Below are 20,000 nucleotides of genomic sequence, written 5' to 3' on the forward strand. Positions count from 1 at the left end.
GTGAAGCAAGACCGGAAGGACTTGTGGAGCGCTTAGAAGTGAGAATGCCGGTATGAGTAGCGAAAGAGGGGTGAGAATCCCCTCCACCGAATGCCTAAGGTTTCCTGAGGAAGGCTCGTCCGCTCAGGGTTAGTCGGGACCTAAGCCGAGGCCGAAAGGCGTAGGCGATGGATAACAGGTTGATATTCCTGTACCACCTCCTCACCATTTGAGCAATGGGGGGACGCAGGAGGATAGGGTAAGCGCGGTATTGGATATCCGCGTCCAAGCAGTTAGGCTGGGAAATAGGCAAATCCGTTTCCCGTGAAGGCTGAGCTGTGATGGCGAGCGAATTATAGTAGCGAAGTTCCTGATTCCACACTGCCAAGAAAAGCCTCTAGCGAGGTGAGAGGTGCCCGTACCGCAAACCGACACAGGTAGGCGAGGAGAGAATCCTAAGGTGATCGAGAGAACTCTCGTTAAGGAACTCGGCAAAATGACCCCGTAACTTCGGGAGAAGGGGTGCTCTGTTAGGGTGCAAGCCCGAGAGAGCCGCAGTGAATAGGCCCAGGCGACTGTTTAGCAAAAACACAGGTCTCTGCGAAGCCGTAAGGCGAAGTATAGGGGCTGACGCCTGCCCGGTGCTGGAAGGTTAAGAGGAGCGCTTAGCGTAAGCGAAGGTGCGAATTGAAGCCCCAGTAAACGGCGGCCGTAACTATAACGGTCCTAAGGTAGCGAAATTCCTTGTCGGGTAAGTTCCGACCCGCACGAAAGGCGCAACGATCTGGGCACTGTCTCAACGAGAGACTCGGTGAAATTATAGTACCTGTGAAGATGCAGGTTACCCGCGACAGGACGGAAAGACCCCGTGGAGCTTTACTGCAGCCTGATATTGAATGTTGGTACAGCTTGTACAGGATAGGTAGGAGCCTTGGAAACCGGAGCGCCAGCTTCGGTGGAGGCATCGGTGGGATACTACCCTGGCTGTATTGACCTTCTAACCCGCCGCCCTTATCGGGCGGGGAGACAGTGTCAGGTGGGCAGTTTGACTGGGGCGGTCGCCTCCTAAAAGGTAACGGAGGCGCCCAAAGGTTCCCTCAGAATGGTTGGAAATCATTCGCAGAGTGTAAAGGCACAAGGGAGCTTGACTGCGAGACCTACAAGTCGAGCAGGGACGAAAGTCGGGCTTAGTGATCCGGTGGTTCCGCATGGAAGGGCCATCGCTCAACGGATAAAAGCTACCCCGGGGATAACAGGCTTATCTCCCCCAAGAGTCCACATCGACGGGGAGGTTTGGCACCTCGATGTCGGCTCATCGCATCCTGGGGCTGTAGTCGGTCCCAAGGGTTGGGCTGTTCGCCCATTAAAGCGGTACGCGAGCTGGGTTCAGAACGTCGTGAGACAGTTCGGTCCCTATCCGTCGCGGGCGCAGGAAATTTGAGAGGAGCTGTCCTTAGTACGAGAGGACCGGGATGGACGCACCGCTGGTGTACCAGTTGTTCTGCCAAGGGCATCGCTGGGTAGCTATGTGCGGACGGGATAAGTGCTGAAAGCATCTAAGCATGAAGCCCCCCTCAAGATGAGATTTCCCATTCCGCAAGGAAGTAAGATCCCTGAAAGATGATCAGGTTGATAGGTCTGAGGTGGAAGTGTGGCGACACATGGAGCTGACAGATACTAATCGATCGAGGACTTAACCAATTTGAATGTATGCTTACTGTTATCTAGTTTTGAGAGAACACTCTCAATGGTTTGGTGGCGATAGCGAAGAGGTCACACCCGTTCCCATGCCGAACACGGAAGTTAAGCTCTTCAGCGCCGATGGTAGTCGGGGGTTTCCCCCTGTGAGAGTAGGACGCCGCCAAGCTATATTATGGTAAAGGCAGCTCATCATGAGCTGCCTTTTTTGTTTATAAGTATTGCTTTAGAAAATTAGAAACGTAATACGGAAATTTTCGTTCCGTGACCTCTAAGAACCGGCGGATCATCACATAATCATCACTGACATGCTGTGTCAGCAGTTCATACCACCACTCCGTTTCATATCTCGCAATCATCCCGATATTGTAGAGGACCAAATAATGAATAATCATTTCCGGAAGATGGAGGAAGTGATCACGCTGAGAGGGAATATAATATTGATTTTTCTCCAAGTGAAACAATAAATTTGGCGAAGACCAAGGTTCTCTGTCTATCGGGTCAGCCTCAAAAACCAAGTGGTTATGGTCTTTCCTCAGAAAAGACCACTTCAAATGATGGCTGATATATTCAGCAAAGCGGGAATCAGACATATTGTAATGAATTACCGCATGCTCAGGCACTGAAATAAGGTCATCTTTGAGCTCTACTCGGGTCAGCCAATTCTTTTTCTCTTGGAAGTAAAAGACAGTATGCAATTCAGGTATGGCTGTCAGCAATTTCTTCATTGTGTACCGTTCTTCCTCAAGACCAGCTATCCCGAATAAGTGCTTCATTACATGAATACATAAGCCATTGCGCTGCACCTTCACTTCATCATCCCTAAAGGAGTAATTTTGCTTTTTGCGTTTCCGGGCAGTCACGCCATGCGCGAGTACTGAGGCATGGCTTGGATAGCTTGGATCTGTGGTCAGAAGGCAGGCTTTCAGCAATTGTGACATCCCGTAAAACAACAGAATAGGCTTAATTTCTAAAGGGGAAAGAGATGCCTGCTTATAAAAGGACTCGGCGTGTTTGATAAAGAATATGAAGCGCTCACTGTTCTTAAACGCATATCGTTTTGGTTCTTCCATACCGCTTTCTGTATAGATTTTATTTAGAAATTTCTGGGAAGATTCTACGGAATAAAATAATGATAACTCTTTCCACTCATGATCTCTCATATGTATTTTTAAACCCTTTCCTTTATCTAAATATTTCAACTCTTTTTCGCTTCCTTGACATGCTGTTTTCTAGTTGATAATCTACATATAATATTTTGCCGAAAAGAGGGGGATTTACTAATGTGGGAAAGTAAATTTTCAAAAGAAGGCTTAACGTTCGATGATGTACTGCTCGTACCGGCTCAATCAGACGTACTTCCGCGTGATGTGGATTTATCTGTTGAACTGACAAAGACGTTAAAGCTTAACATTCCTGTCATCAGTGCGGGAATGGATACAGTAACAGAATCAGCTATGGCGATTGCGATGGCCAGACAGGGCGGCTTGGGCATTATCCATAAAAACATGTCCATCGAACAGCAGGCTGAACATGTTGACAAAGTCAAACGTTCTGAACGGGGCGTTATTACAAATCCCTTCTTTTTAACACCTGATCATCAAGTATTCGATGCGGAGCATTTGATGGGGAAATACAGAATTTCCGGTGTTCCGATCGTAGATAATAAAGACGATCAAAAGCTTGTCGGTATCATTACAAACCGTGATCTTCGCTTTATCTCTGATTATTCAATGAAAATCAGTGATGTCATGACAAAAGAAGAGCTGGTTACGGCTTCTGTGGGAACCACATTAGACGAAGCAGAAAAAATCTTACAGAAACATAAAATTGAAAAACTTCCGTTAGTGGATGACCAAAACAAATTAAAAGGTCTTATCACGATCAAAGATATTGAAAAGGTTATCGAATTTCCGAATTCATCTAAAGATGAACACGGACGCCTTATTGTCGGCGCTGCGGTAGGCGTGACAGGCGATACAATGACACGCGTCAGCAAGCTTGTTGAAGCGAATGTCGACGTTATCGTGGTTGATACGGCTCACGGACATTCCAGAGGCGTACTGAACACAGTTGCGAAAATCCGTGAAACATATCCTGAACTGAACATTATCGCAGGAAATGTTGCAACGGCTGAAGCGACAAAAGCTCTGATTGAAGCCGGAGCAAATATTGTCAAAGTGGGAATCGGACCTGGTTCTATCTGTACGACACGCGTCGTTGCAGGTGTAGGCGTACCGCAGATCACTGCCATTTATGATTGTGCCACTGAAGCGAGAAAACACGGTGCGACAATTATCGCAGACGGCGGTATTAAATTCTCCGGAGATATTACGAAAGCGTTGGCTTCAGGCGGACATGCCGTAATGCTCGGAAGCCTGCTTGCCGGTACTTCAGAAAGCCCGGGAGAGACTGAAATCTATCAAGGCAGAAGATTTAAAGTGTATCGCGGTATGGGTTCTGTCGCTGCCATGGAAAAAGGCAGTAAAGACCGATATTTCCAAGAAGAAAATAAGAAATTCGTCCCTGAAGGTATCGAAGGACGGACTCCGTACAAAGGTCCTGTAGAAGAAACAGTGTATCAGCTTGTCGGCGGTCTTCGTTCAGGTATGGGATATTGCGGTTCAAAAGACTTGCGCGCTTTAAGAGAAGAGGCTCAATTCATCCGTATGACAGGTGCCGGACTTCGCGAAAGTCATCCGCATGATGTCCAAATTACGAAAGAATCACCAAACTATACAATCTCATAATTGTTACAAATAAAAAACATTTGACAGGGTCGCTGACTCTGTCTATTTTTTTTATATCGAGTGTGATAAAATTTATACTGTTGTGTTTTGAATTTGAATATGTCCTTAACGGCTTAATTATAGATTTAAAATGAATGACGGAGGTCGTAAGATTGAACATCACGAAATGGAAACAGCTGTTGGTGTCATTAGTGGTACTGGCACTGGCCGCAACTTGCTTTGTTCCAATGTCTAAAGCGGAGGCAGCCGGCAATGACCCGATTGATGTCAACGCATCAGCTGCGATAATGATTGAGGCTTCATCGGGAAAAATTTTATACAGTAAAAATGCAGACAAAAGACTGCCGATTGCCAGCATGACAAAAATGATGACTGAATATCTGCTTCTGGAAGCCATTAAAGAAGGAAAAGTGAAATGGGATCAAACGTATACTCCTGATGATTATGTCTATGAAATTTCTCAAGACAACAGTTTATCAAACGTCCCCCTTCGAAAAGACGGCAAATACACGGTTAAAGAACTGTATCAGGCTATGGCGATTTACTCTGCCAACGGAGCCGCGATTGCAGTTGCCGAAATTCTTGCCGGAACTGAAACGAAATTTGTCGCTGAAATGAATGCGAAAGCCAAAGAATTAGGCATGACAAACTATGATTTTAAAAATGCCACAGGGCTTGTGAATGAAGACCTTCACGGCAAGCAGCCGCAAGGAGAAGGCGTTAAAGAAGAGAGTGAAGTTTCTGCTAAAGACATGGCGCTTCTTGCAGACCGCCTGATCACTGATTATCCGGAAGTTCTCAAAACAACAAGCATCGCTAAGACGAAATTCAGAGCCGGCACTGATGATGAAATGGACATGCCGAACTGGAACTTCATGTTAAAAGGTCTTGTTTCTGAATACCCTGGCGTTGACGGCTTAAAAACGGGTTCTACTGATTCTGCGGGATCTTGTTTTACAAGCACAGCACAGCGGAACGGAATGCGGGTCATCACCGTTGTATTAAACGCAAAAGGCAACCTGCATACCGGACGTTTTGATGAAACGAAAAAAATGCTCGATTACGCATTTAACAGCAATTTCTCAATGAAAGATCTTTACCCTGAAGGCTCTCAAGTAAAAGGGCACAAAACGATTGACGTTGAAAAAGGGAAAGACAAGCAAGTCGATATTGTTACTGACAAGGCGCTTTCTATTCCTGTGAAAAGCGGGGATGAAAAGAACTATAAAGCCGAAGTGACTTTAGATAAAAAAGAAATCACGGCTCCTGTGAAAAAGGGAACGAAAGTCGGAACGCTGACAGTTACATACAAAGGCAGTGACAAAGACTATGGCTTCCTCAAATCCAAAGAGTTCAGCGTGAATCTTGTAACGAAAAATGATGTAGATAAAGCAAACTGGTTTGTTCAGATGATGCGCGGCATCGGCGGATTCTTCTCCGGTATCTGGAACAGCGCCGTTGACACGGTAACAGGCTGGTTTTAAGAAATAAGAAAGAGCTCTGATGAAAGTTAGGGCTCTTTTGCTTAATATACTGAAAAAACCAAATTATTAGTAAAAAAATGATATCTATCTTATTCATCTCGCTGTAAAATAAGAATACCCATATGAAATATTGTATTTCTGGGATACAATAAGAGATAGAAATTATCTAACTATACATTGACTAGGGGGACCAAATAATGGCTCAAACAGGTACTGATCGTGTAAAACGCGGCATGGCGGAAATGCAAAAAGGCGGCGTCATCATGGACGTTGTAAATGCTGAACAAGCGAAGATTGCGGAAGAGGCGGGAGCTGTTGCCGTAATGGCGTTAGAACGCGTTCCGGCTGATATTCGCGCTGCCGGCGGTGTTGCCCGCATGGCTGATCCGACAATCGTTGAAGAAGTAATGAATGCTGTATCCATTCCCGTAATGGCAAAAGCGCGTATCGGACATATCGTTGAAGCGCGTGTCCTTGAAGCAATGGGAGTAGATTACATCGATGAAAGTGAAGTTCTGACTCCGGCTGACGAAGAATTTCATTTAAATAAAAACGAATATACAGTCCCGTTCGTATGCGGCTGCCGTGATCTCGGCGAAGCAACGCGCCGTATCGCCGAAGGAGCTTCCATGCTTCGTACAAAAGGCGAACCGGGAACAGGAAACATTGTGGAAGCTGTCCGCCATATGAGAAAAGTAAACGCGCAAGTGCGCAAAGTTGTTGCGATGAGCGATGATGAGCTGATGACTGAAGCTAAAAACCTCGGCGCTCCTTATGAACTGCTTCTTCAAATCAAGCGTGACGGCAAACTGCCTGTAGTGAACTTTGCTGCCGGCGGAGTAGCGACGCCTGCTGACGCGGCATTGATGATGCAGCTTGGCGCTGACGGCGTATTTGTCGGTTCAGGTATTTTCAAATCAGACAACCCTGCTAAATTCGCCAAAGCAATTGTTGAAGCAACGACTCATTACACAGACTACAAACTGATCGCTGAGCTTTCTAAAGAATTAGGCACAGCGATGAAAGGAATCGAAATCTCAAATCTATTGCCGGAACAGCGTATGCAAGAACGCGGCTGGTAAAACCATAGGAGAGCTGGAAGCATGTTAACAATTGGTGTACTTGGACTTCAAGGAGCAGTAAGAGAACATATTCGTTCAATTGAAGCATGTGGTTCAAAAGGTGTCGTCATTAAGCGTCCTGAACAGCTGAATGACATCGACGGCTTAATCCTGCCGGGCGGGGAAAGCACGACGATGCGGCGTTTAATGGATACGTATCATTTTATGGAGCCGCTTCGCGAGTTTGCCGCCCAAGGCAAGCCGATGTTCGGCACATGCGCCGGTCTGATTATTTTAGCCAAAGAGATAGCGGGAACGGATAACGCTCATCTAGGGCTGTTGAACGTTGTCGTCGAGCGTAATTCCTTTGGCCGTCAGGTTGACAGCTTTGAAGCTGATCTGACGATTAAAGGCCTTGATGAGCCGTTTACGGGTGTATTTATTCGCGCACCGCATATTTTAGAAGCCGGAGAAGATGTTGAAGTGCTTTGTGAGCATAACGGACGCATCGTGGCTGCAAAGCAGGGGAATTTCCTCGGCTGCTCATTCCATCCTGAACTGACGGATGATCACCGGGTGACAGAGCTGTTTGTGAAGATGGCGGAAAAGCATAAGCAGGAAACAGCTGTATAAAACAGTTGAAAACCGCTGATACTTATAGTACATTATAAACACAAATAAAGATCGAAAAGCGTTGACAGGAAGCAGTAGGGAGCCTCTCTTTCAAAGAGAGCCGATGGGTGGTGCGAATCGGTGAAAGATGCTGTCCGAATCCGTCCTTGAGCGAAATGCTGAAAACTAGTAGGCATTTACGGGAAAACCGTTATGTGTTAAAGCGGGAAGCAAGTGTGAGCTTGTTTTCAATCAGGGTGGCAACGCGAGAGCTCTCGTCCCTTTTAGGGGATGAGGGCTCTTTTTTATTTTCGATAAAAACAGATAGGAGTTGTTAGGCATGATTGATACGAAGGTGCTGAGAGCCAATTTTCAAGAGGTAAAAGCGAAGCTCATTCCAAAAGGCGAAGACTTATCTGACTTTGACAAGTTTGAAGAGCTGGACGAAAAGAGAAGAGAGCTTATCGGTAAAGTAGAAGAACTGAAGGGAAAACGCAATGAAGTATCTCAGCAGGTCGCCGTTTTGAAACGGGAGAAAAAAGACGCTGATCATATTATTAAAGAGATGCGCGAAGTGGGCGAAGAAATTAAGAAGCTTGATGAAGAGCTTCGTACTGTCGAAACGACGCTCGAAACCATCCTTCTGTCTATTCCGAACATCCCGCACGATTCAGTGCCCGTCGGGGAAACGGAAGATGATAACATTGAAATTCGCAAGTGGGGAGAGGCGCCGGCATTTTCATATGAGCCGAAACCGCATTGGGATATCGCAGACCATTTAAACATTCTTGATTTCGAACGCGCTTCAAAAGTAACAGGCAGCCGGTTTGTGTTTTATAAAGGATTAGGCGCCCGCCTCGAACGCGCGCTCTACAACTTTATGCTGGATCTTCACGTTGATGAATATGATTACACGGAAGTCATTCCTCCTTATATGGTAAACCGTACGAGCATGACAGGTACGGGACAGCTTCCTAAATTTGAAGAGGATGCTTTTAAAATCAGAGAAGAGGATTATTTCTTAATTCCGACGGCGGAAGTGCCGATTACAAATATGCACCGCGATGAAATCTTATCCGGTGAGAACCTGCCGATCAATTATGCCGCATTCAGCGCTTGCTTCCGTTCAGAAGCGGGATCTGCCGGTCGTGATACACGCGGTTTGATCCGCCAGCATCAGTTCAACAAGGTTGAGCTTGTGAAATTCGTGAAGCCGGAAGATTCTTATGAAGAGCTTGAAAAACTGACAAATCAAGCTGAGCGGGTGCTTCAGCTGCTTGAACTGCCGTATCGTGTCATGAGCATGTGTACCGGTGATCTCGGCTTTACAGCCGCGAAAAAGTACGATATTGAGGTATGGATTCCAAGCCAAGACACATACCGTGAAATTTCTTCTTGCAGTAACTTTGAGGCCTTCCAGGCGAGACGCGCAAACATTCGATTCAGACGCGAAGCGAAAGGCAAGCCGGAGCATGTGCATACATTAAACGGTTCAGGTCTGGCAGTCGGCAGAACAGTAGCTGCCATCTTAGAAAACTATCAGCAGGAAGACGGAAGTGTCATCATTCCGAAAGTGCTTCGTCCTTATATGGGAAATAAAGAAGTCATCAAACCGTAAAAGGTGCGCCCTAGAGGCGCGCCTTTTTTGCTGCCCGGTATAGAGCGGCGGCATTCCGGGCTGTGCTTTCAAGGTTAAAACGGCCGGATGCTATGGCGTCTTCAAGACTTACAGCGCCGGACACGATAGAAAATACAGCCGTTATTCCTGCGCTGTAAACATGCTCGAAATTCTTGCCTAAGGAGCCCGCCAATGCGATAACGGGAATTTCTTGAGCGGAAGCACGTTCGGCGATCCCGGCGGGGGTTTTGCCGAATATCGTTTGTCCGTCTATCTGCCCCTCTCCGGTAATGACAAGGTCAGCGCCTCTTATCTGATCTGAGAAGGACAGTGTATCTAATACAACGTCAATCCCGCTTTGAAGTTCTGCCTGTAAGAAAGCGATCAGTCCGGCGCCTAAACCTCCCGCGGCGCCCGCGCCTTTTACGGTATCCGCTTCGATATCGTGCTGACGTCTCAATATGTCAGCGAAATGGCGTAAGTTGCGATCCAATACAACTTTAGTCTTCTCGGACGCCCCTTTTTGCGGGCCGAAGACATATGACGCGCCGTTTTCACCAGTCAGAGGATTTTCGACATCACATGCGGCACGGATACGGATATGTTTCAGATCAGGAGAGAGACCGTTTATATCAATAGAAGCTAGGGTGTGCAGAGCGCCTCCGCCGTCAGGTATCTCCAGACCTTCCTTATTTAAGAAACGCACACCGAGCGCGCTCGCCATTCCTGTTCCGCCGTCATTGGTTGCGCTCCCGCCAAGCCCGATGATGATCTCACCCGCCCCGCGGGAAGCTGCATCTGCTATCAGTTCACCAGTTCCTCTTGTCGTTGTGTTCAACGGATCTCTGAGATGGCGGGGAACGAGATGGAGTCCCGATGCTTCCGCCATTTCAATGACTGCCGTGCGTCCGTCTCCCAGAAGTCCATATGCGGCGTTTACCGGCGTTCCCAGCGGACCGGTCACAGTTTTTTGGATGATGCTTCCGCCAGTGGCATCCGTCAAAGCCTGAACGGTTCCTTCTCCGCCGTCGGCCGCGGGTATCTTGATATATTCCGCGTCAGGGAAGACCGCTTTGAATCCTTTTTCTATGCTGTCAGCGGCTTCTTTTGATGTCATGCTTTCTTTGAAAGAATCCGGTGCAATGATGATTTTCATTATGTTCTCCACCTTTATGAGCAGGTATCTGTTTGAATCTATTCTTGATTTTTACTGTGTTTTCCTGCCCGTATGGCATAATGAGGTTGAATTGGACGCAAGACTTTTGTATGATAGTAAAGCTGACGGACAAGCCGTTTAAGAAATAAAATAAAAAAAATGAAAAAGCGCTTGACTGAAATTTAGGTCATGTGGTATATTATTAAATGTCGATACGGAGGAATACCCAAGTCTGGCTGAAGGGATCGGTCTTGAAAACCGACAGGGGTGTCAAAGCCCGCGGGGGTTCGAATCCCTCTTCCTCCGCCATATTGATTTTAAACCTAATGAAACTCGAGCATATATTGGAGATTGTTTTGTCCGCTGCATGTGATGCAGCGGATTTTTTATATGCAAAAAAAGCGATTTTCTCTGTTCGGGGAAAATCGCTTTGTTATTTTTATTTATTTCTGTTTTCGTTGATCACGTGACTGATTTTTTCGATCAAAGGTTCCAGTGACTGTTCATCAGCTTCAAGGTCATAATCTTCAATGCGTACTTTCAGCACAGGGCAGGCGTTAAAACCGCTGATCCAGTCTTCGTACCGTGTATACATCTCTTCCCAATAGGAGCGGTTTGTCTGCAGCTCCATCTCGCGGCCCCGCTTTTCAATCCGGTTTATAATGTTTTCAAGGTCGCCTTCTAAATAGATCAAAACATCAGGATGCGGGAAGTACGGCGTCATGACCATCGCCTCAAATAGACTTGTGTATGTTGTGTAATCTGTCAGCGACATGGTTCCTTTATCGGCATGCATTTTTGCGAATATGCCTGTATCTTCATAAATCGAACGGTCCTGCACGAATCCGCCGCCTGATTCAAACATGTTTTTCTGCTCTTTGAACCGCTCAGCCAGAAAATAAATTTGCAAATGGAAGCTCCAGCGTTCAAAATCGTGATAAAACTTCTCTAAATAAGGGTTTTCATCCACTTCCTCAAGTGAGGTATGAAACCCGAGCCGTTTTGCTAAAGCTTTGGTCAAAGTCGATTTTCCGACTCCTACCGTTCCCGCTACTGTGATAATGGCGTTGTTTGGAATATGAATGTCTTTCATTTAATAAGCTCCTTTACCTGACGGGCAATTCTTTCATAGTCTGTCTTATTCAAAACAAAGTCTTCAGTATCACCGTCAATGGTCAGTACAGATATATCCGGATCTTCTTCCTGAAGCTGTCTGATGGCTGTGTCGTAATCTGCAATGAGACGTTCCAGATATTGATGCTCGATATTTTTCTCAAACGGGCGCCCGCGTTTTTCAATGCGTTGAAGCAATGTCGGCAGGCTTGCCTTTATGTATACAATGATGTTCGGTTTCGGCAGGTCGTGAGTGAGCAGATGATAAATCTGCTTATATTTCTCAAGCTTTTGGCCGTGCAATGTACGCTCTGCGAAAATAACATTTTTATAAATATGATAATCGGACAAAACGGGCTGTCCTTGTTTTAAATAATCTCGATCGGTGTCTTCAAGCTGTTTATACCTGTGACATAGAAAAAACATTTCAAGCTGGAAACTCCACTCCTCGATATTGTCATAAAACTTATCGAGATAAGGGTTGTCTTCCACAATCTCATTAATCATAGGAAAACCGAGCTCTTCAGAAAGCATCGTAGCGAGTGTCGTTTTTCCTGCCCCGATAGGACCTTCTACCGCGATAAAAGGGGCTCTGTTCATTGAAAATCCTCCTTAATTCTGCAAACATCCGTCAGCTGCCGGCCTTTATATTGTATCACACTCTCAGAAAAGCCCATGAAAAAAGACGCTTCCAATTAACGAAACGTCTCTTTTACAATATGAAATTGATCGTTGAGCAAAAGCCAGTTTTGCGGGAAAGAAAGGCCGAGTTTCCAATAGCTGATTCCTCTTAAATGAAGTTCTTTAATTAAATTGAATTTCGCTTGAATGGATCGTGCGTCTTCAAACCATACTTCATGCCGTCTCTGATTTTCATCCGTGTATCGGAAGAATGGAGCCTGGGCGGTTTCGTCATATTGAATGTCGACTTTATGGCGTGCTGCCAGAGCGATTGCCTGCTGAGGACTGACGGCTTTGGCTGTCGTTCCCTGTTTAAAAGGCAGTGTCCAATCGTAGCCGTACATGTTCTGGCCCATAACGATTTTTGAAGAAGGCATTTCCGTCAGCGCGTACTCAATGACATTTCTTACAGGGCCGATAGGTGATACGGCCTGAGCCGGGCCTCCGCTGTACCCCCACTCATATGTCATGATTACGACAAAATCGACGATTTCTCCATGTGCCCTATAGTCATGTGCTTCGTACCATTTGCCGGCCTGAGTCGCGCTCGTTTTCGGAGCAAGCGCCGTTGAAATCTTCCAGCCTTCCCGATGAAAAATCGTCCTCGCTTCACGTAAAAAACGATTGTAGGCTTCTCTGTCCTGTGGACGTAAATATTCGAAATCAAAGTGAATATCGCGAAAGCCGTACTTTTTAGCCGTGGAGACGATTTCCTGAAAGAGTTTTGTTTTCACTGTATTGTCATTCAAGATGAGCCGCCCGAGTTCATCGCTGAATGCGTCATTTTCAAGGTTGGTGATGATCATCATCAGTGTGGTGTTGTGCCTGTCACTGATACTTTTTAAATTGGTCAGAGGCGGTTCCTTTAAAGTCCCGTTCCGCTGCACTTGAAAACTGAATGCGCCAAGGTATGTTAAATAAGGAGAGGCCTCCCTTGCCGCCTGCTGCAGATTAGCGCTTACGCTCGTTCCCCGCGGTTCTATATATGCGTTTGATTCGATATCGGGCTTATTCGCCTGCTGCGGAATGTAAAGGCTGGTTCCGACTCTCAATGTGGTGCCGGGCTGAATTCCGTTAACCCTCGCAAGCTCCGCGGCCGATTTATGAAAACGGCCGGCGATTGCCGCGAGAGTATCACCTTGTTTCACTTCGTAATATTGACCCTCAATCGGGATGACAAGGGTTTGTCCGACAACCAATGTATTTGGATTAGGCAGTTTATTTGCTTCCGCAATGACATTTGCGGCAGTCCGGTAGCGCGCCGCAATAGCGGAAAGCGTGTCGCCCCGTTTCACTATATAGATCTGAATGAAAAACGCCTCCTTTCATATCCGCTATCAAATATATGAAAAAAGGAGGCTGATCATGTTTATTTTTCGGCGGTAATTTGTTTTTCCGTGGTTATTTCTGCGAAGAGAACATTCTCCATCATGGTCAAAGCGAAATCATTGTCTTCGTCGTTATTGGAAGCGGTGCAGTCTTTCGGAATGGCAATGCTGTATTCTCTCATATAGGCGTCGTTGGCCGTGAACAGCACACAAATGTTCCCGGCAATCCCCGTGATGACTAATCGGTTCACTTGTAATTCGGTCAGAAGGGTGTGAAGCGCTGTTTCGTAAAAAGCGGAATGCTTCGGTTTAATGAGAAAATAATCATCCGGCTGAGGCGAAATTTCTTTTATAATGGGGGCGCTTCTGTCGTTGCTGCATTCCTCCCTGATGGCATCAATATCAGCCTTCCAGAGCCCGTAATGATCATTAATATAAATAATCGGCCAGTTGCTTTGTTTTGCATGCTTCTTTAATGATAAAATACGGGGGACAATTTGTTTGGTTTTTTCAGCAAGACGTTCGCCCATATCAAATTGAAAATTGTTGATCATATCGACAATCAGAAGGGCTGTGTTGTTAGGTTCAGACAATACCGGCAACTCCTTTCTGCTGGGGTATTCCTATTTTAACCTTTATGAGACATGAAAAAACTTAAGAAGAGAGCTCGAACCTATGAATGATGAATATTATATGAGAGAAGCCATAAAAGAAGCGAAGAAAGCCGAAGCGAAAGGTGAAGTGCCGATCGGAGCAGTTCTTGTTCTGCATGATGAGATCGTGGCGCGGGCGCATAATCTGCGGGAGACTGAACAGAGGTCGCTTGCCCACGCCGAAATGCTGGCGATAGACGAAGCGTGCCGTAAGCTGGGGACATGGAGACTTGAGGATGCCGTTCTTTATGTCACTTTGGAGCCGTGTCCGATGTGCGCGGGAGCCGTCGTGCTTTCGAGAGTCGATAAGGTCGTATTCGGCGCATTTGATCCCAAGGGGGGCTGTACAGGAACGCTGATGAACCTCTTGCAGGAAGAGCGGTTCAACCACCAAGCGGAAGTGGTGAGCGGCGTGCTCGGAGAAGAGTGCGGAGAAATGCTCAGCGCTTTTTTCAGAAAGCTGCGCCGGCAAAAGAAAGACATGAGGAAAAAGTTGTCTGAGTAGTACGGTTGCATTTTCTGCCTGAAGCAGATATACTTATGTGTGCATCATGAATGGTGCTCATATAAAAATTTGATATTTATTTTGCCGTGCTAAGCGGGGAGGTAGCGGTGCCCTGTACCCGCAATCCGCTCTAGCGGGGCCGAATCCCTTCTCGAGGTTCGTTTACTGTAAGGTCTGCCTTAAGTAAGTGGCGTTGACGTCTGGGTCCTGCGCAATGGGAATTCATGAACCATGTCAGGTCCGGAAGGAAGCAGCATTAAGTGAAACCTCTCATGTGCCGCAGGGTTGCCTGGGCTGAGCTAACTGCTTAAGTAACGCTTAGGGTAGCGAATCGACAGAAGGTGCACGGTAAATCAATCATCAAATTTCAGACTCACCTGTTTATGGCAGGTGAGTTTTTTCGTATATGAAAAACGGGTTTTGGCGTTAAAAGCACGTTCATGTATAATAAACATGATGAATAACAGAGGAGGGCGCATCCTGTGGGTTACCAAGCTTTATATCGAGTATTTAGGCCTCAGCAGTTTGAAGATGTGGTCGGACAGGAACACATTACGAAAACGCTGCAAAATGCCCTTTTGCAAAAGAAATTTTCTCATGCATATCTGTTTTCTGGACCGCGGGGAACGGGAAAAACCAGTGCAGCTAAAATATTTGCGAAAGCAGTCAACTGTGAGCACGCCCCCGTAGAAGAACCGTGCAATGAATGTGCGGCGTGCAAGGGGATCACAAACGGCTCTATATCAGATGTGATTGAAATAGATGCGGCGTCGAATAACGGCGTAGACGAAATCCGCGACATCCGTGACAAAGTAAAATTCGCCCCGTCGGCCGTCACCTACAAAGTATATATTATAGATGAGGTGCATATGCTCTCTATCGGCGCATTCAATGCGCTTCTGAAAACGCTGGAAGAACCGCCGGCACATTGCATTTTCATATTAGCTACGACTGAGCCTCATAAGATTCCTTTAACCATTATCTCCAGATGTCAGCGTTTTGACTTCAAACGGATTACATCCAAAGCAATTGTCGGACGAATGAAGACAATCGTCGATGCAGAGCAGCTGAAGGTGGAAGAAGGAGCCCTTGATATCATAGCGAGTGCTGCGGACGGAGGAATGAGGGACGCGCTGAGCCTGCTCGATCAAGCCGTATCATTCAGCGGTGAGGAGCTGTCGGTGGATGACGCATTGCTCATTACCGGAGCCGTTTCTCAGCACTATATTGGGAAACTTGCATCTGCTCTTCACAGCAAACAGGTTTCCGGGGCATTGGAAACACTGAATGAATTGCTCCAGCAGGGGAAAGATGCGGCCAAACTGATTGAAGATATGATTTTCTATTTCAGGGATATGCTCTTGTACCAGGCCGCTCCCGGTTTAGAAGGAGTCCTGGAGAAGGTGAAGGTCGATGAAACGTTCCGGAATCTGAGCGGTGATATACCGGCCCCCGCTTTATATGAAATGATTGATATCCTGAATAAAAGCCATCAGGAAATGAAGTGGACGAACCACCCAAGAATCTTTTTTGAAGTGGCTGTCGTGAAAATATGCCAGACGGCACAGCAATCCGCGGGAGATATCCCTGAGGTCGGCATGCTGATGAATAAGATCCAGCAGCTTGAGCAGGAAGTGGAAAGACTGAAAACCTCCGGTGTGAAGGTTCAGATGGAAAGCGCTCCGAAAGAAGCTCCGCGTCCTCAAAAAGGCGGAAAAAGCCATTACAAAGCTCCAGTCGGAAGAATTCATGAGATATTGAAGGAAGCCACAAGACCTGATCTTGAACAGCTTAAAAGCAGCTGGGGTAAGCTGCTGGCACACCTGAAACAGCAGAATAAGGTGTCTCATGCGGCTCTTTTGAATGACAGTGAACCGGTGGCTGCTGCTCAAAAGGCATTTGTGCTTAAATTTAAATACGAAATCCATTGTAAAATGGTTGCAGAAGACAATAACGGAGTCCGTACGAATCTTGAACAGATTCTCGAATCAATGCTCGGGAAAAGAATGGATTTGATTGGCGTTCCGGAAGCACAATGGGGTAAAATAAGAGAAGAATTTTTAAATGATCACCAGCAGGAAAGTGAAGGATCAAACGAACCGGCTGAAGAAGATCCGCTGATTGCAGAGGCGAAAAAACTTGTCGGAGCGGATTTAATCGAAATAAAAGACTAATAAGATGAAAGAGAGTGATTGAATATGCGTGGCGGAATGGGAAACATGCAAAAAATGATGAAACAAATGCAAAAAATGCAAAAGGATATGGCGAAGGCTCAGGAGGAGCTTGCTGAAAAAGTGCTTGAAGGCACAGCGGGCGGCGGAATGGTGACTGTAAAAGTCAACGGCCAAAAAGAAGTTGTAGACGTTGCCATTAAAGAAGAAGTCGTTGATCCGGAAGATATCGAAATGCTTCAGGACCTGATTCTTGCCGCAACAAACGACGCCCTCAAAAAAGTGGATGACATGACGAATGAGACAATGGGACAATTTACAAAAGGAATGAACATACCGGGTTTATTCTAGGGGGATAAATAAACATGCAGTATCCTGAACCAATATCAAAGCTGATTGACAGCTTTATGAAATTGCCAGGGATCGGACCGAAAACAGCGGTTCGTCTGGCTTTTTTTGTTCTAGGTATGAAAGAAGACGTGGTATTAGATTTCGCGAAAGCATTAGTAAATGCGAAGCGCAACCTGACATATTGTTCGATTTGCGGACATATTACAGATCAGGACCCTTGTTATATATGTGAGGACACAAGAAGGGATAAGTCTGTTATTTGTGTCGTGCAGGACCCTAAGGATGTTATCGCAATGGAGAAAATGAAGGAATATAACGGCCAGTATCATGTTCTTCACGGCGCGATTTCACCAATGGACGGCATCGGCCCGGAGGATATTAAGATTCCGGAGCTGCTGAAACGTCTTCAGGATGATCAAGTGACAGAAGTCATTCTCGCAACCAACCCTAATATTGAAGGGGAAGCAACAGCGATGTATATATCAAGGCTGTTAAAGCCCTCAGGCATCAAGCTCTCCCGTATTGCCCACGGTCTGCCCGTCGGCGGTGATTTGGAATATGCTGATGAGGTCACTCTTTCAAAAGCTCTTGAAGGAAGACGTGAATTGTAAGGGAGGAAAAGGCAAGGCATGGGTTTTCTTCGCAGAAATACATTAAGAAAAGAGTTTGACGAGAAGCTGATAGAACAGCTCTTTAAACAAAAAGAAGAATGGAACAGGCAGAAGAGTCTGGTCGAGAAAAGTCTCGAGCCCTCCGCTGAGGTGTTGTTTGAGCTGAAAGTCGCTGAATCTAAATACTTTTTCTATTTAAAAGAAGCGAAGCAGCGGAATTTGAAAATGAGCAGATGGAAGTAAAAGGTCTATTCTCCGGGGTCTTCTCATAAGCTTGTACTAAACAAGCGAGGGGGAAGATTCATGGAGCCTTTTTTCATTATCGGTTTGATTGTCGGTCTGGTTGCTTTGCTTTTTTTATGGGGAGTATCTTCAAAACCTTTAAGATGGATTGGTGTGACTGCGATTAAGTTTATTGCCGGCGCGATTTTGCTGGTGGGTGTGAACTTGTTCGGAGGCAGTCTCGGTATTCATATCCCTGTTAACCTGATTACAACGGGCATCAGCGGGATTCTGGGGATTCCCGGCATCGCTGCTTTGATAGTCATTAAACGCTTCATCATTTAATTTGTCGATTATTGTTGACATGTCGGATTAAGGGTGGTATTCTAATATACGTCGCTGATGACGAAACGATTTTTTGAAAAAGAAATTTTAAAAAGTTGTTGACGGCACTAACACTGATGTGTTAAGATAATTAAGTCGCTTCAAGAGCGGCGGACAAAGTTCTTTGAAAACTAAACAAGACAAAACGTACCTGTTAATTCAAAGTTTTAAATAAATCGCACAGCGATGTGCGTAGTCAGTCAAACTACTTTATCGGAGAGTTTGATCCTGGCTCAGGACGAACGCTGGCGGCGTGCCTAATACATGCAAGTCGAGCGGACAGATGGGAGCTTGCTCCCTGATGTTAGCGGCGGACGGGTGAGTAACACGTGGGTAACCTGCCTGTAAGACTGGGATAACTCCGGGAAACCGGGGCTAATACCGGATGGTTGTTTGAACCGCATGGTTCAGACATAAAAGGTGGCTTTGGCTACCACTTACAGATGGACCCGCGGCGCATTAGCTAGTTGGTGAGGTAACGGCTCACCAAGGCAACGATGCGTAGCCGACCTGAGAGGGTGATCGGCCACACTGGGACTGAGACACGGCCCAGACTCCTACGGGAGGCAGCAGTAGGGAATCTTCCGCAATGGACGAAAGTCTGACGGAGCAACGCCGCGTGAGTGATGAAGGTTTTCGGATCGTAAAGCTCTGTTGTTAGGGAAGAACAAGTGCCGTTCAAATAGGGCGGTACCTTGACGGTACCTAACCAGAAAGCCACGGCTAACTACGTGCCAGCAGCCGCGGTAATACGTAGGTGGCAAGCGTTGTCCGGAATTATTGGGCGTAAAGGGCTCGCAGGCGGTTTCTTAAGTCTGATGTGAAAGCCCCCGGCTCAACCGGGGAGGGTCATTGGAAACTGGGGAACTTGAGTGCAGAAGAGGAGAGTGGAATTCCACGTGTAGCGGTGAAATGCGTAGAGATGTGGAGGAACACCAGTGGCGAAGGCGACTCTCTGGTCTGTAACTGACGCTGAGGAGCGAAAGCGTGGGGAGCGAACAGGATTAGATACCCTGGTAGTCCACGCCGTAAACGTTGAGTGCTAAGTGTTAGGGGGTTTCCGCCCCTTAGTGCTGCAGCTAACGCATTAAGCACTCCGCCTGGGGAGTACGGTCGCAAGACTGAAACTCAAAGGAATTGACGGGGGCCCGCACAAGCGGTGGAGCATGTGGTTTAATTCGAAGCAACGCGAAGAACCTTACCAGGTCTTGACATCCTCTGACAATCCTAGAGATAGGACGTCCCCTTCGGGGGCAGAGTGACAGGTGGTGCATGGTTGTCGTCAGCTCGTGTCGTGAGATGTTGGGTTAAGTCCCGCAACGAGCGCAACCCTTGATCTTAGTTGCCAGCATTCAGTTGGGCACTCTAAGGTGACTGCCGGTGACAAACCGGAGGAAGGTGGGGATGACGTCAAATCATCATGCCCCTTATGACCTGGGCTACACACGTGCTACAATGGACAGAACAAAGGGCAGCGAAACCGCGAGGTTAAGCCAATCCCACAAATCTGTTCTCAGTTCGGATCGCAGTCTGCAACTCGACTGCGTGAAGCTGGAATCGCTAGTAATCGCGGATCAGCATGCCGCGGTGAATACGTTCCCGGGCCTTGTACACACCGCCCGT

At 46.7% G+C, this 20,000-nt stretch carries 17 protein-coding genes, 1 tRNA gene, 3 rRNA genes, 1 other RNA gene and 1 other annotated feature (2 of these 23 cut by a window edge); of the genes, 16 read left to right on the forward strand and 6 right to left on the reverse strand.

Annotation, left to right across the window (positions count from 1 at the left end):
- Together JNUCC22_RS00055 and rrf are read left to right on the forward strand one after the other, a co-directional pair.
- Nucleotides 1–1,680: ribosomal RNA gene (locus tag JNUCC22_RS00055) — 23S ribosomal RNA — on the forward strand; it begins 1,250 nt to the left of the window's first position.
- A gap of 50 nt (nucleotides 1,681–1,730) precedes the next feature.
- A 5S ribosomal RNA gene (gene rrf, locus JNUCC22_RS00060) occupies nucleotides 1,731–1,846 on the forward strand.
- A 43-nt stretch (nucleotides 1,847–1,889) separates the two neighbouring features.
- On the opposite strand, the gene JNUCC22_RS00065 is transcribed toward rrf, so the two are convergent.
- Complete coding sequence (locus tag JNUCC22_RS00065) at nucleotides 1,890–2,840, reverse strand: YaaC family protein (protein WP_069007427.1); 951 nt, start codon at nucleotides 2,838–2,840, stop codon at nucleotides 1,890–1,892.
- A gap of 120 nt (nucleotides 2,841–2,960) precedes the next feature.
- Here JNUCC22_RS00065 and guaB point away from each other — a divergent pair, with 120 nt between their 5' ends.
- The 5 genes from guaB to serS all read left to right on the forward strand — a co-directional run bounded on the left by guaB (nucleotide 2,961) and on the right by serS (nucleotide 9,202).
- Nucleotides 2,961–4,427, forward strand: coding sequence for an IMP dehydrogenase (gene guaB / locus JNUCC22_RS00070; RefSeq protein WP_007408741.1), 1,467 nt, complete (start codon nucleotides 2,961–2,963; stop codon nucleotides 4,425–4,427).
- A 152-nt stretch (nucleotides 4,428–4,579) separates the two neighbouring features.
- Nucleotides 4,580–5,911: a D-alanyl-D-alanine carboxypeptidase gene (gene dacA, locus JNUCC22_RS00075; RefSeq protein WP_011996156.1), complete on the forward strand. Its 1,332-nt coding sequence runs from the start codon at nucleotides 4,580–4,582 to the stop codon at nucleotides 5,909–5,911.
- Nucleotides 5,912–6,108: 197 nt separating this feature from the next.
- Nucleotides 6,109–6,993: a pyridoxal 5'-phosphate synthase lyase subunit PdxS gene (gene pdxS, locus JNUCC22_RS00080; RefSeq protein ID WP_003150714.1), complete on the forward strand. Its 885-nt coding sequence runs from the start codon at nucleotides 6,109–6,111 to the stop codon at nucleotides 6,991–6,993.
- 21 nt (nucleotides 6,994–7,014) lie between these two features.
- Nucleotides 7,015–7,605, forward strand: coding sequence for a pyridoxal 5'-phosphate synthase glutaminase subunit PdxT (gene pdxT / locus JNUCC22_RS00085; protein ID WP_007615126.1), 591 nt, complete (start codon nucleotides 7,015–7,017; stop codon nucleotides 7,603–7,605).
- A gap of 52 nt (nucleotides 7,606–7,657) precedes the next feature.
- Nucleotides 7,658–7,870: a binding site (T-box leader), on the forward strand.
- A 54-nt stretch (nucleotides 7,871–7,924) separates the two neighbouring features.
- Entirely contained in the window at nucleotides 7,925–9,202 is a 1,278-nt protein-coding gene (gene serS / locus JNUCC22_RS00090; RefSeq protein ID WP_007408744.1) for a serine--tRNA ligase, read from the forward strand.
- Between the two features lie 10 nt (nucleotides 9,203–9,212).
- Here serS and JNUCC22_RS00095 read toward each other — a convergent pair whose 3' ends face one another.
- Nucleotides 9,213–10,358 carry a glycerate kinase gene (locus JNUCC22_RS00095; protein ID WP_064115757.1) on the reverse strand — a complete coding sequence of 382 codons (1,146 nt, stop codon included), beginning with the start codon at nucleotides 10,356–10,358 and terminating at the stop codon, nucleotides 9,213–9,215.
- 216 nt (nucleotides 10,359–10,574) lie between these two features.
- Between JNUCC22_RS00095 and JNUCC22_RS00100 the strand changes: the two genes are divergently transcribed.
- Nucleotides 10,575–10,667, forward strand: a tRNA-Ser gene (locus JNUCC22_RS00100).
- A 130-nt stretch (nucleotides 10,668–10,797) separates the two neighbouring features.
- Here the strand turns inward: JNUCC22_RS00100 and dck are convergent.
- The 4 genes from dck to JNUCC22_RS00120 all read right to left on the reverse strand — a co-directional run bounded on the left by dck (nucleotide 10,798) and on the right by JNUCC22_RS00120 (nucleotide 14,073).
- Nucleotides 10,798–11,451, reverse strand: coding sequence for a deoxyadenosine/deoxycytidine kinase (dck, locus tag JNUCC22_RS00105; RefSeq protein WP_007615132.1), 654 nt, complete (start codon nucleotides 11,449–11,451; stop codon nucleotides 10,798–10,800).
- Nucleotides 11,448–12,071, reverse strand: a complete 624-nt coding sequence (gene dgk / locus JNUCC22_RS00110; RefSeq protein WP_007408747.1) for a deoxyguanosine kinase — start codon at nucleotides 12,069–12,071, stop codon at nucleotides 11,448–11,450. Before dgk ends, dck begins: the two co-directional genes overlap by 4 nt.
- Nucleotides 12,072–12,166: 95 nt before the next feature.
- Nucleotides 12,167–13,450 (reverse strand): glycoside hydrolase family 18 protein, encoded by a 1,284-nt coding sequence (locus JNUCC22_RS00115; RefSeq protein WP_216062313.1) that lies wholly within the window; start codon nucleotides 13,448–13,450, stop codon nucleotides 12,167–12,169.
- Between the two features lie 71 nt (nucleotides 13,451–13,521).
- Nucleotides 13,522–14,073 (reverse strand): cysteine hydrolase family protein, encoded by a 552-nt coding sequence (locus JNUCC22_RS00120; RefSeq protein ID WP_007408750.1) that lies wholly within the window; start codon nucleotides 14,071–14,073, stop codon nucleotides 13,522–13,524.
- Nucleotides 14,074–14,155: 82 nt separating this feature from the next.
- On the opposite strand from JNUCC22_RS00120, the gene tadA reads away from it, so the two are divergent.
- The 8 genes from tadA to JNUCC22_RS00160 form a co-directional block, all read left to right on the forward strand.
- A complete protein-coding gene (gene tadA, locus JNUCC22_RS00125; protein ID WP_007615141.1) occupies nucleotides 14,156–14,638 on the forward strand; it encodes a tRNA adenosine(34) deaminase TadA in 483 nt (160 codons plus the stop codon).
- 84 nt (nucleotides 14,639–14,722) lie between these two features.
- Nucleotides 14,723–14,987: signal recognition particle sRNA large type (ffs, locus tag JNUCC22_RS00130), an RNA gene on the forward strand.
- Between the two features lie 133 nt (nucleotides 14,988–15,120).
- Nucleotides 15,121–16,812: a DNA polymerase III subunit gamma/tau gene (dnaX, locus tag JNUCC22_RS00135; protein WP_216062038.1), complete on the forward strand. Its 1,692-nt coding sequence runs from the start codon at nucleotides 15,121–15,123 to the stop codon at nucleotides 16,810–16,812.
- A 24-nt stretch (nucleotides 16,813–16,836) separates the two neighbouring features.
- The gene (locus JNUCC22_RS00140) at nucleotides 16,837–17,160 is read left to right on the forward strand and encodes a YbaB/EbfC family nucleoid-associated protein (RefSeq protein WP_029326155.1); all 324 of its coding nucleotides are present in this window, start codon (nucleotides 16,837–16,839) and stop codon (nucleotides 17,158–17,160) included.
- Nucleotides 17,161–17,174: 14 nt separating this feature from the next.
- The gene (gene recR, locus JNUCC22_RS00145; protein WP_007615147.1) at nucleotides 17,175–17,771 is read left to right on the forward strand and encodes a recombination protein RecR; all 597 of its coding nucleotides are present in this window, start codon (nucleotides 17,175–17,177) and stop codon (nucleotides 17,769–17,771) included.
- Between the two features lie 18 nt (nucleotides 17,772–17,789).
- A complete protein-coding gene (locus JNUCC22_RS00150; RefSeq protein ID WP_007408755.1) occupies nucleotides 17,790–18,014 on the forward strand; it encodes a YaaL family protein in 225 nt (74 codons plus the stop codon).
- A 60-nt stretch (nucleotides 18,015–18,074) separates the two neighbouring features.
- Nucleotides 18,075–18,338 carry a pro-sigmaK processing inhibitor BofA family protein gene (locus tag JNUCC22_RS00155; protein ID WP_003150686.1) on the forward strand — a complete coding sequence of 88 codons (264 nt, stop codon included), beginning with the start codon at nucleotides 18,075–18,077 and terminating at the stop codon, nucleotides 18,336–18,338.
- Nucleotides 18,339–18,587: 249 nt separating this feature from the next.
- A 16S ribosomal RNA gene (locus tag JNUCC22_RS00160) occupies nucleotides 18,588–20,000 on the forward strand (it continues 137 nt past the right edge of the window).

The organism is Bacillus sp. JNUCC-22, assembly GCF_018861275.1.
Taxonomy (GTDB): Bacteria; Bacillota; Bacilli; order Bacillales; family Bacillaceae; genus Bacillus; species Bacillus velezensis.

Bases quoted from the DNA above. Each gene is read 5' to 3' on its own strand.
- JNUCC22_RS00065 (WP_069007427.1), bottom strand. From the start codon at position 2,840: ATGAGAGATCATGAGTGGAAAGAGTTATCATTATTTTATTCCGTAGAA.
- guaB (WP_007408741.1), top strand. From the start codon at position 2,961: ATGTGGGAAAGTAAATTTTCAAAAGAAGGCTTAACGTTCGATGATGTA.
- pdxS (WP_003150714.1), top strand. From the start codon at position 6,109: ATGGCTCAAACAGGTACTGATCGTGTAAAACGCGGCATGGCGGAAATG.
- pdxT (WP_007615126.1), top strand. From the start codon at position 7,015: ATGTTAACAATTGGTGTACTTGGACTTCAAGGAGCAGTAAGAGAACAT.
- serS (WP_007408744.1), top strand. From the start codon at position 7,925: ATGATTGATACGAAGGTGCTGAGAGCCAATTTTCAAGAGGTAAAAGCG.
- JNUCC22_RS00095 (WP_064115757.1), bottom strand. From the start codon at position 10,358: ATGAAAATCATCATTGCACCGGATTCTTTCAAAGAAAGCATGACATCA.
- dck (WP_007615132.1), bottom strand. From the start codon at position 11,451: ATGAAAGACATTCATATTCCAAACAACGCCATTATCACAGTAGCGGGA.
- dgk (WP_007408747.1), bottom strand. From the start codon at position 12,071: ATGAACAGAGCCCCTTTTATCGCGGTAGAAGGTCCTATCGGGGCAGGA.
- tadA (WP_007615141.1), top strand. From the start codon at position 14,156: ATGAATGATGAATATTATATGAGAGAAGCCATAAAAGAAGCGAAGAAA.
- JNUCC22_RS00140 (WP_029326155.1), top strand. From the start codon at position 16,837: ATGCGTGGCGGAATGGGAAACATGCAAAAAATGATGAAACAAATGCAA.
- recR (WP_007615147.1), top strand. From the start codon at position 17,175: ATGCAGTATCCTGAACCAATATCAAAGCTGATTGACAGCTTTATGAAA.
- JNUCC22_RS00150 (WP_007408755.1), top strand. From the start codon at position 17,790: ATGGGTTTTCTTCGCAGAAATACATTAAGAAAAGAGTTTGACGAGAAG.
- JNUCC22_RS00155 (WP_003150686.1), top strand. From the start codon at position 18,075: ATGGAGCCTTTTTTCATTATCGGTTTGATTGTCGGTCTGGTTGCTTTG.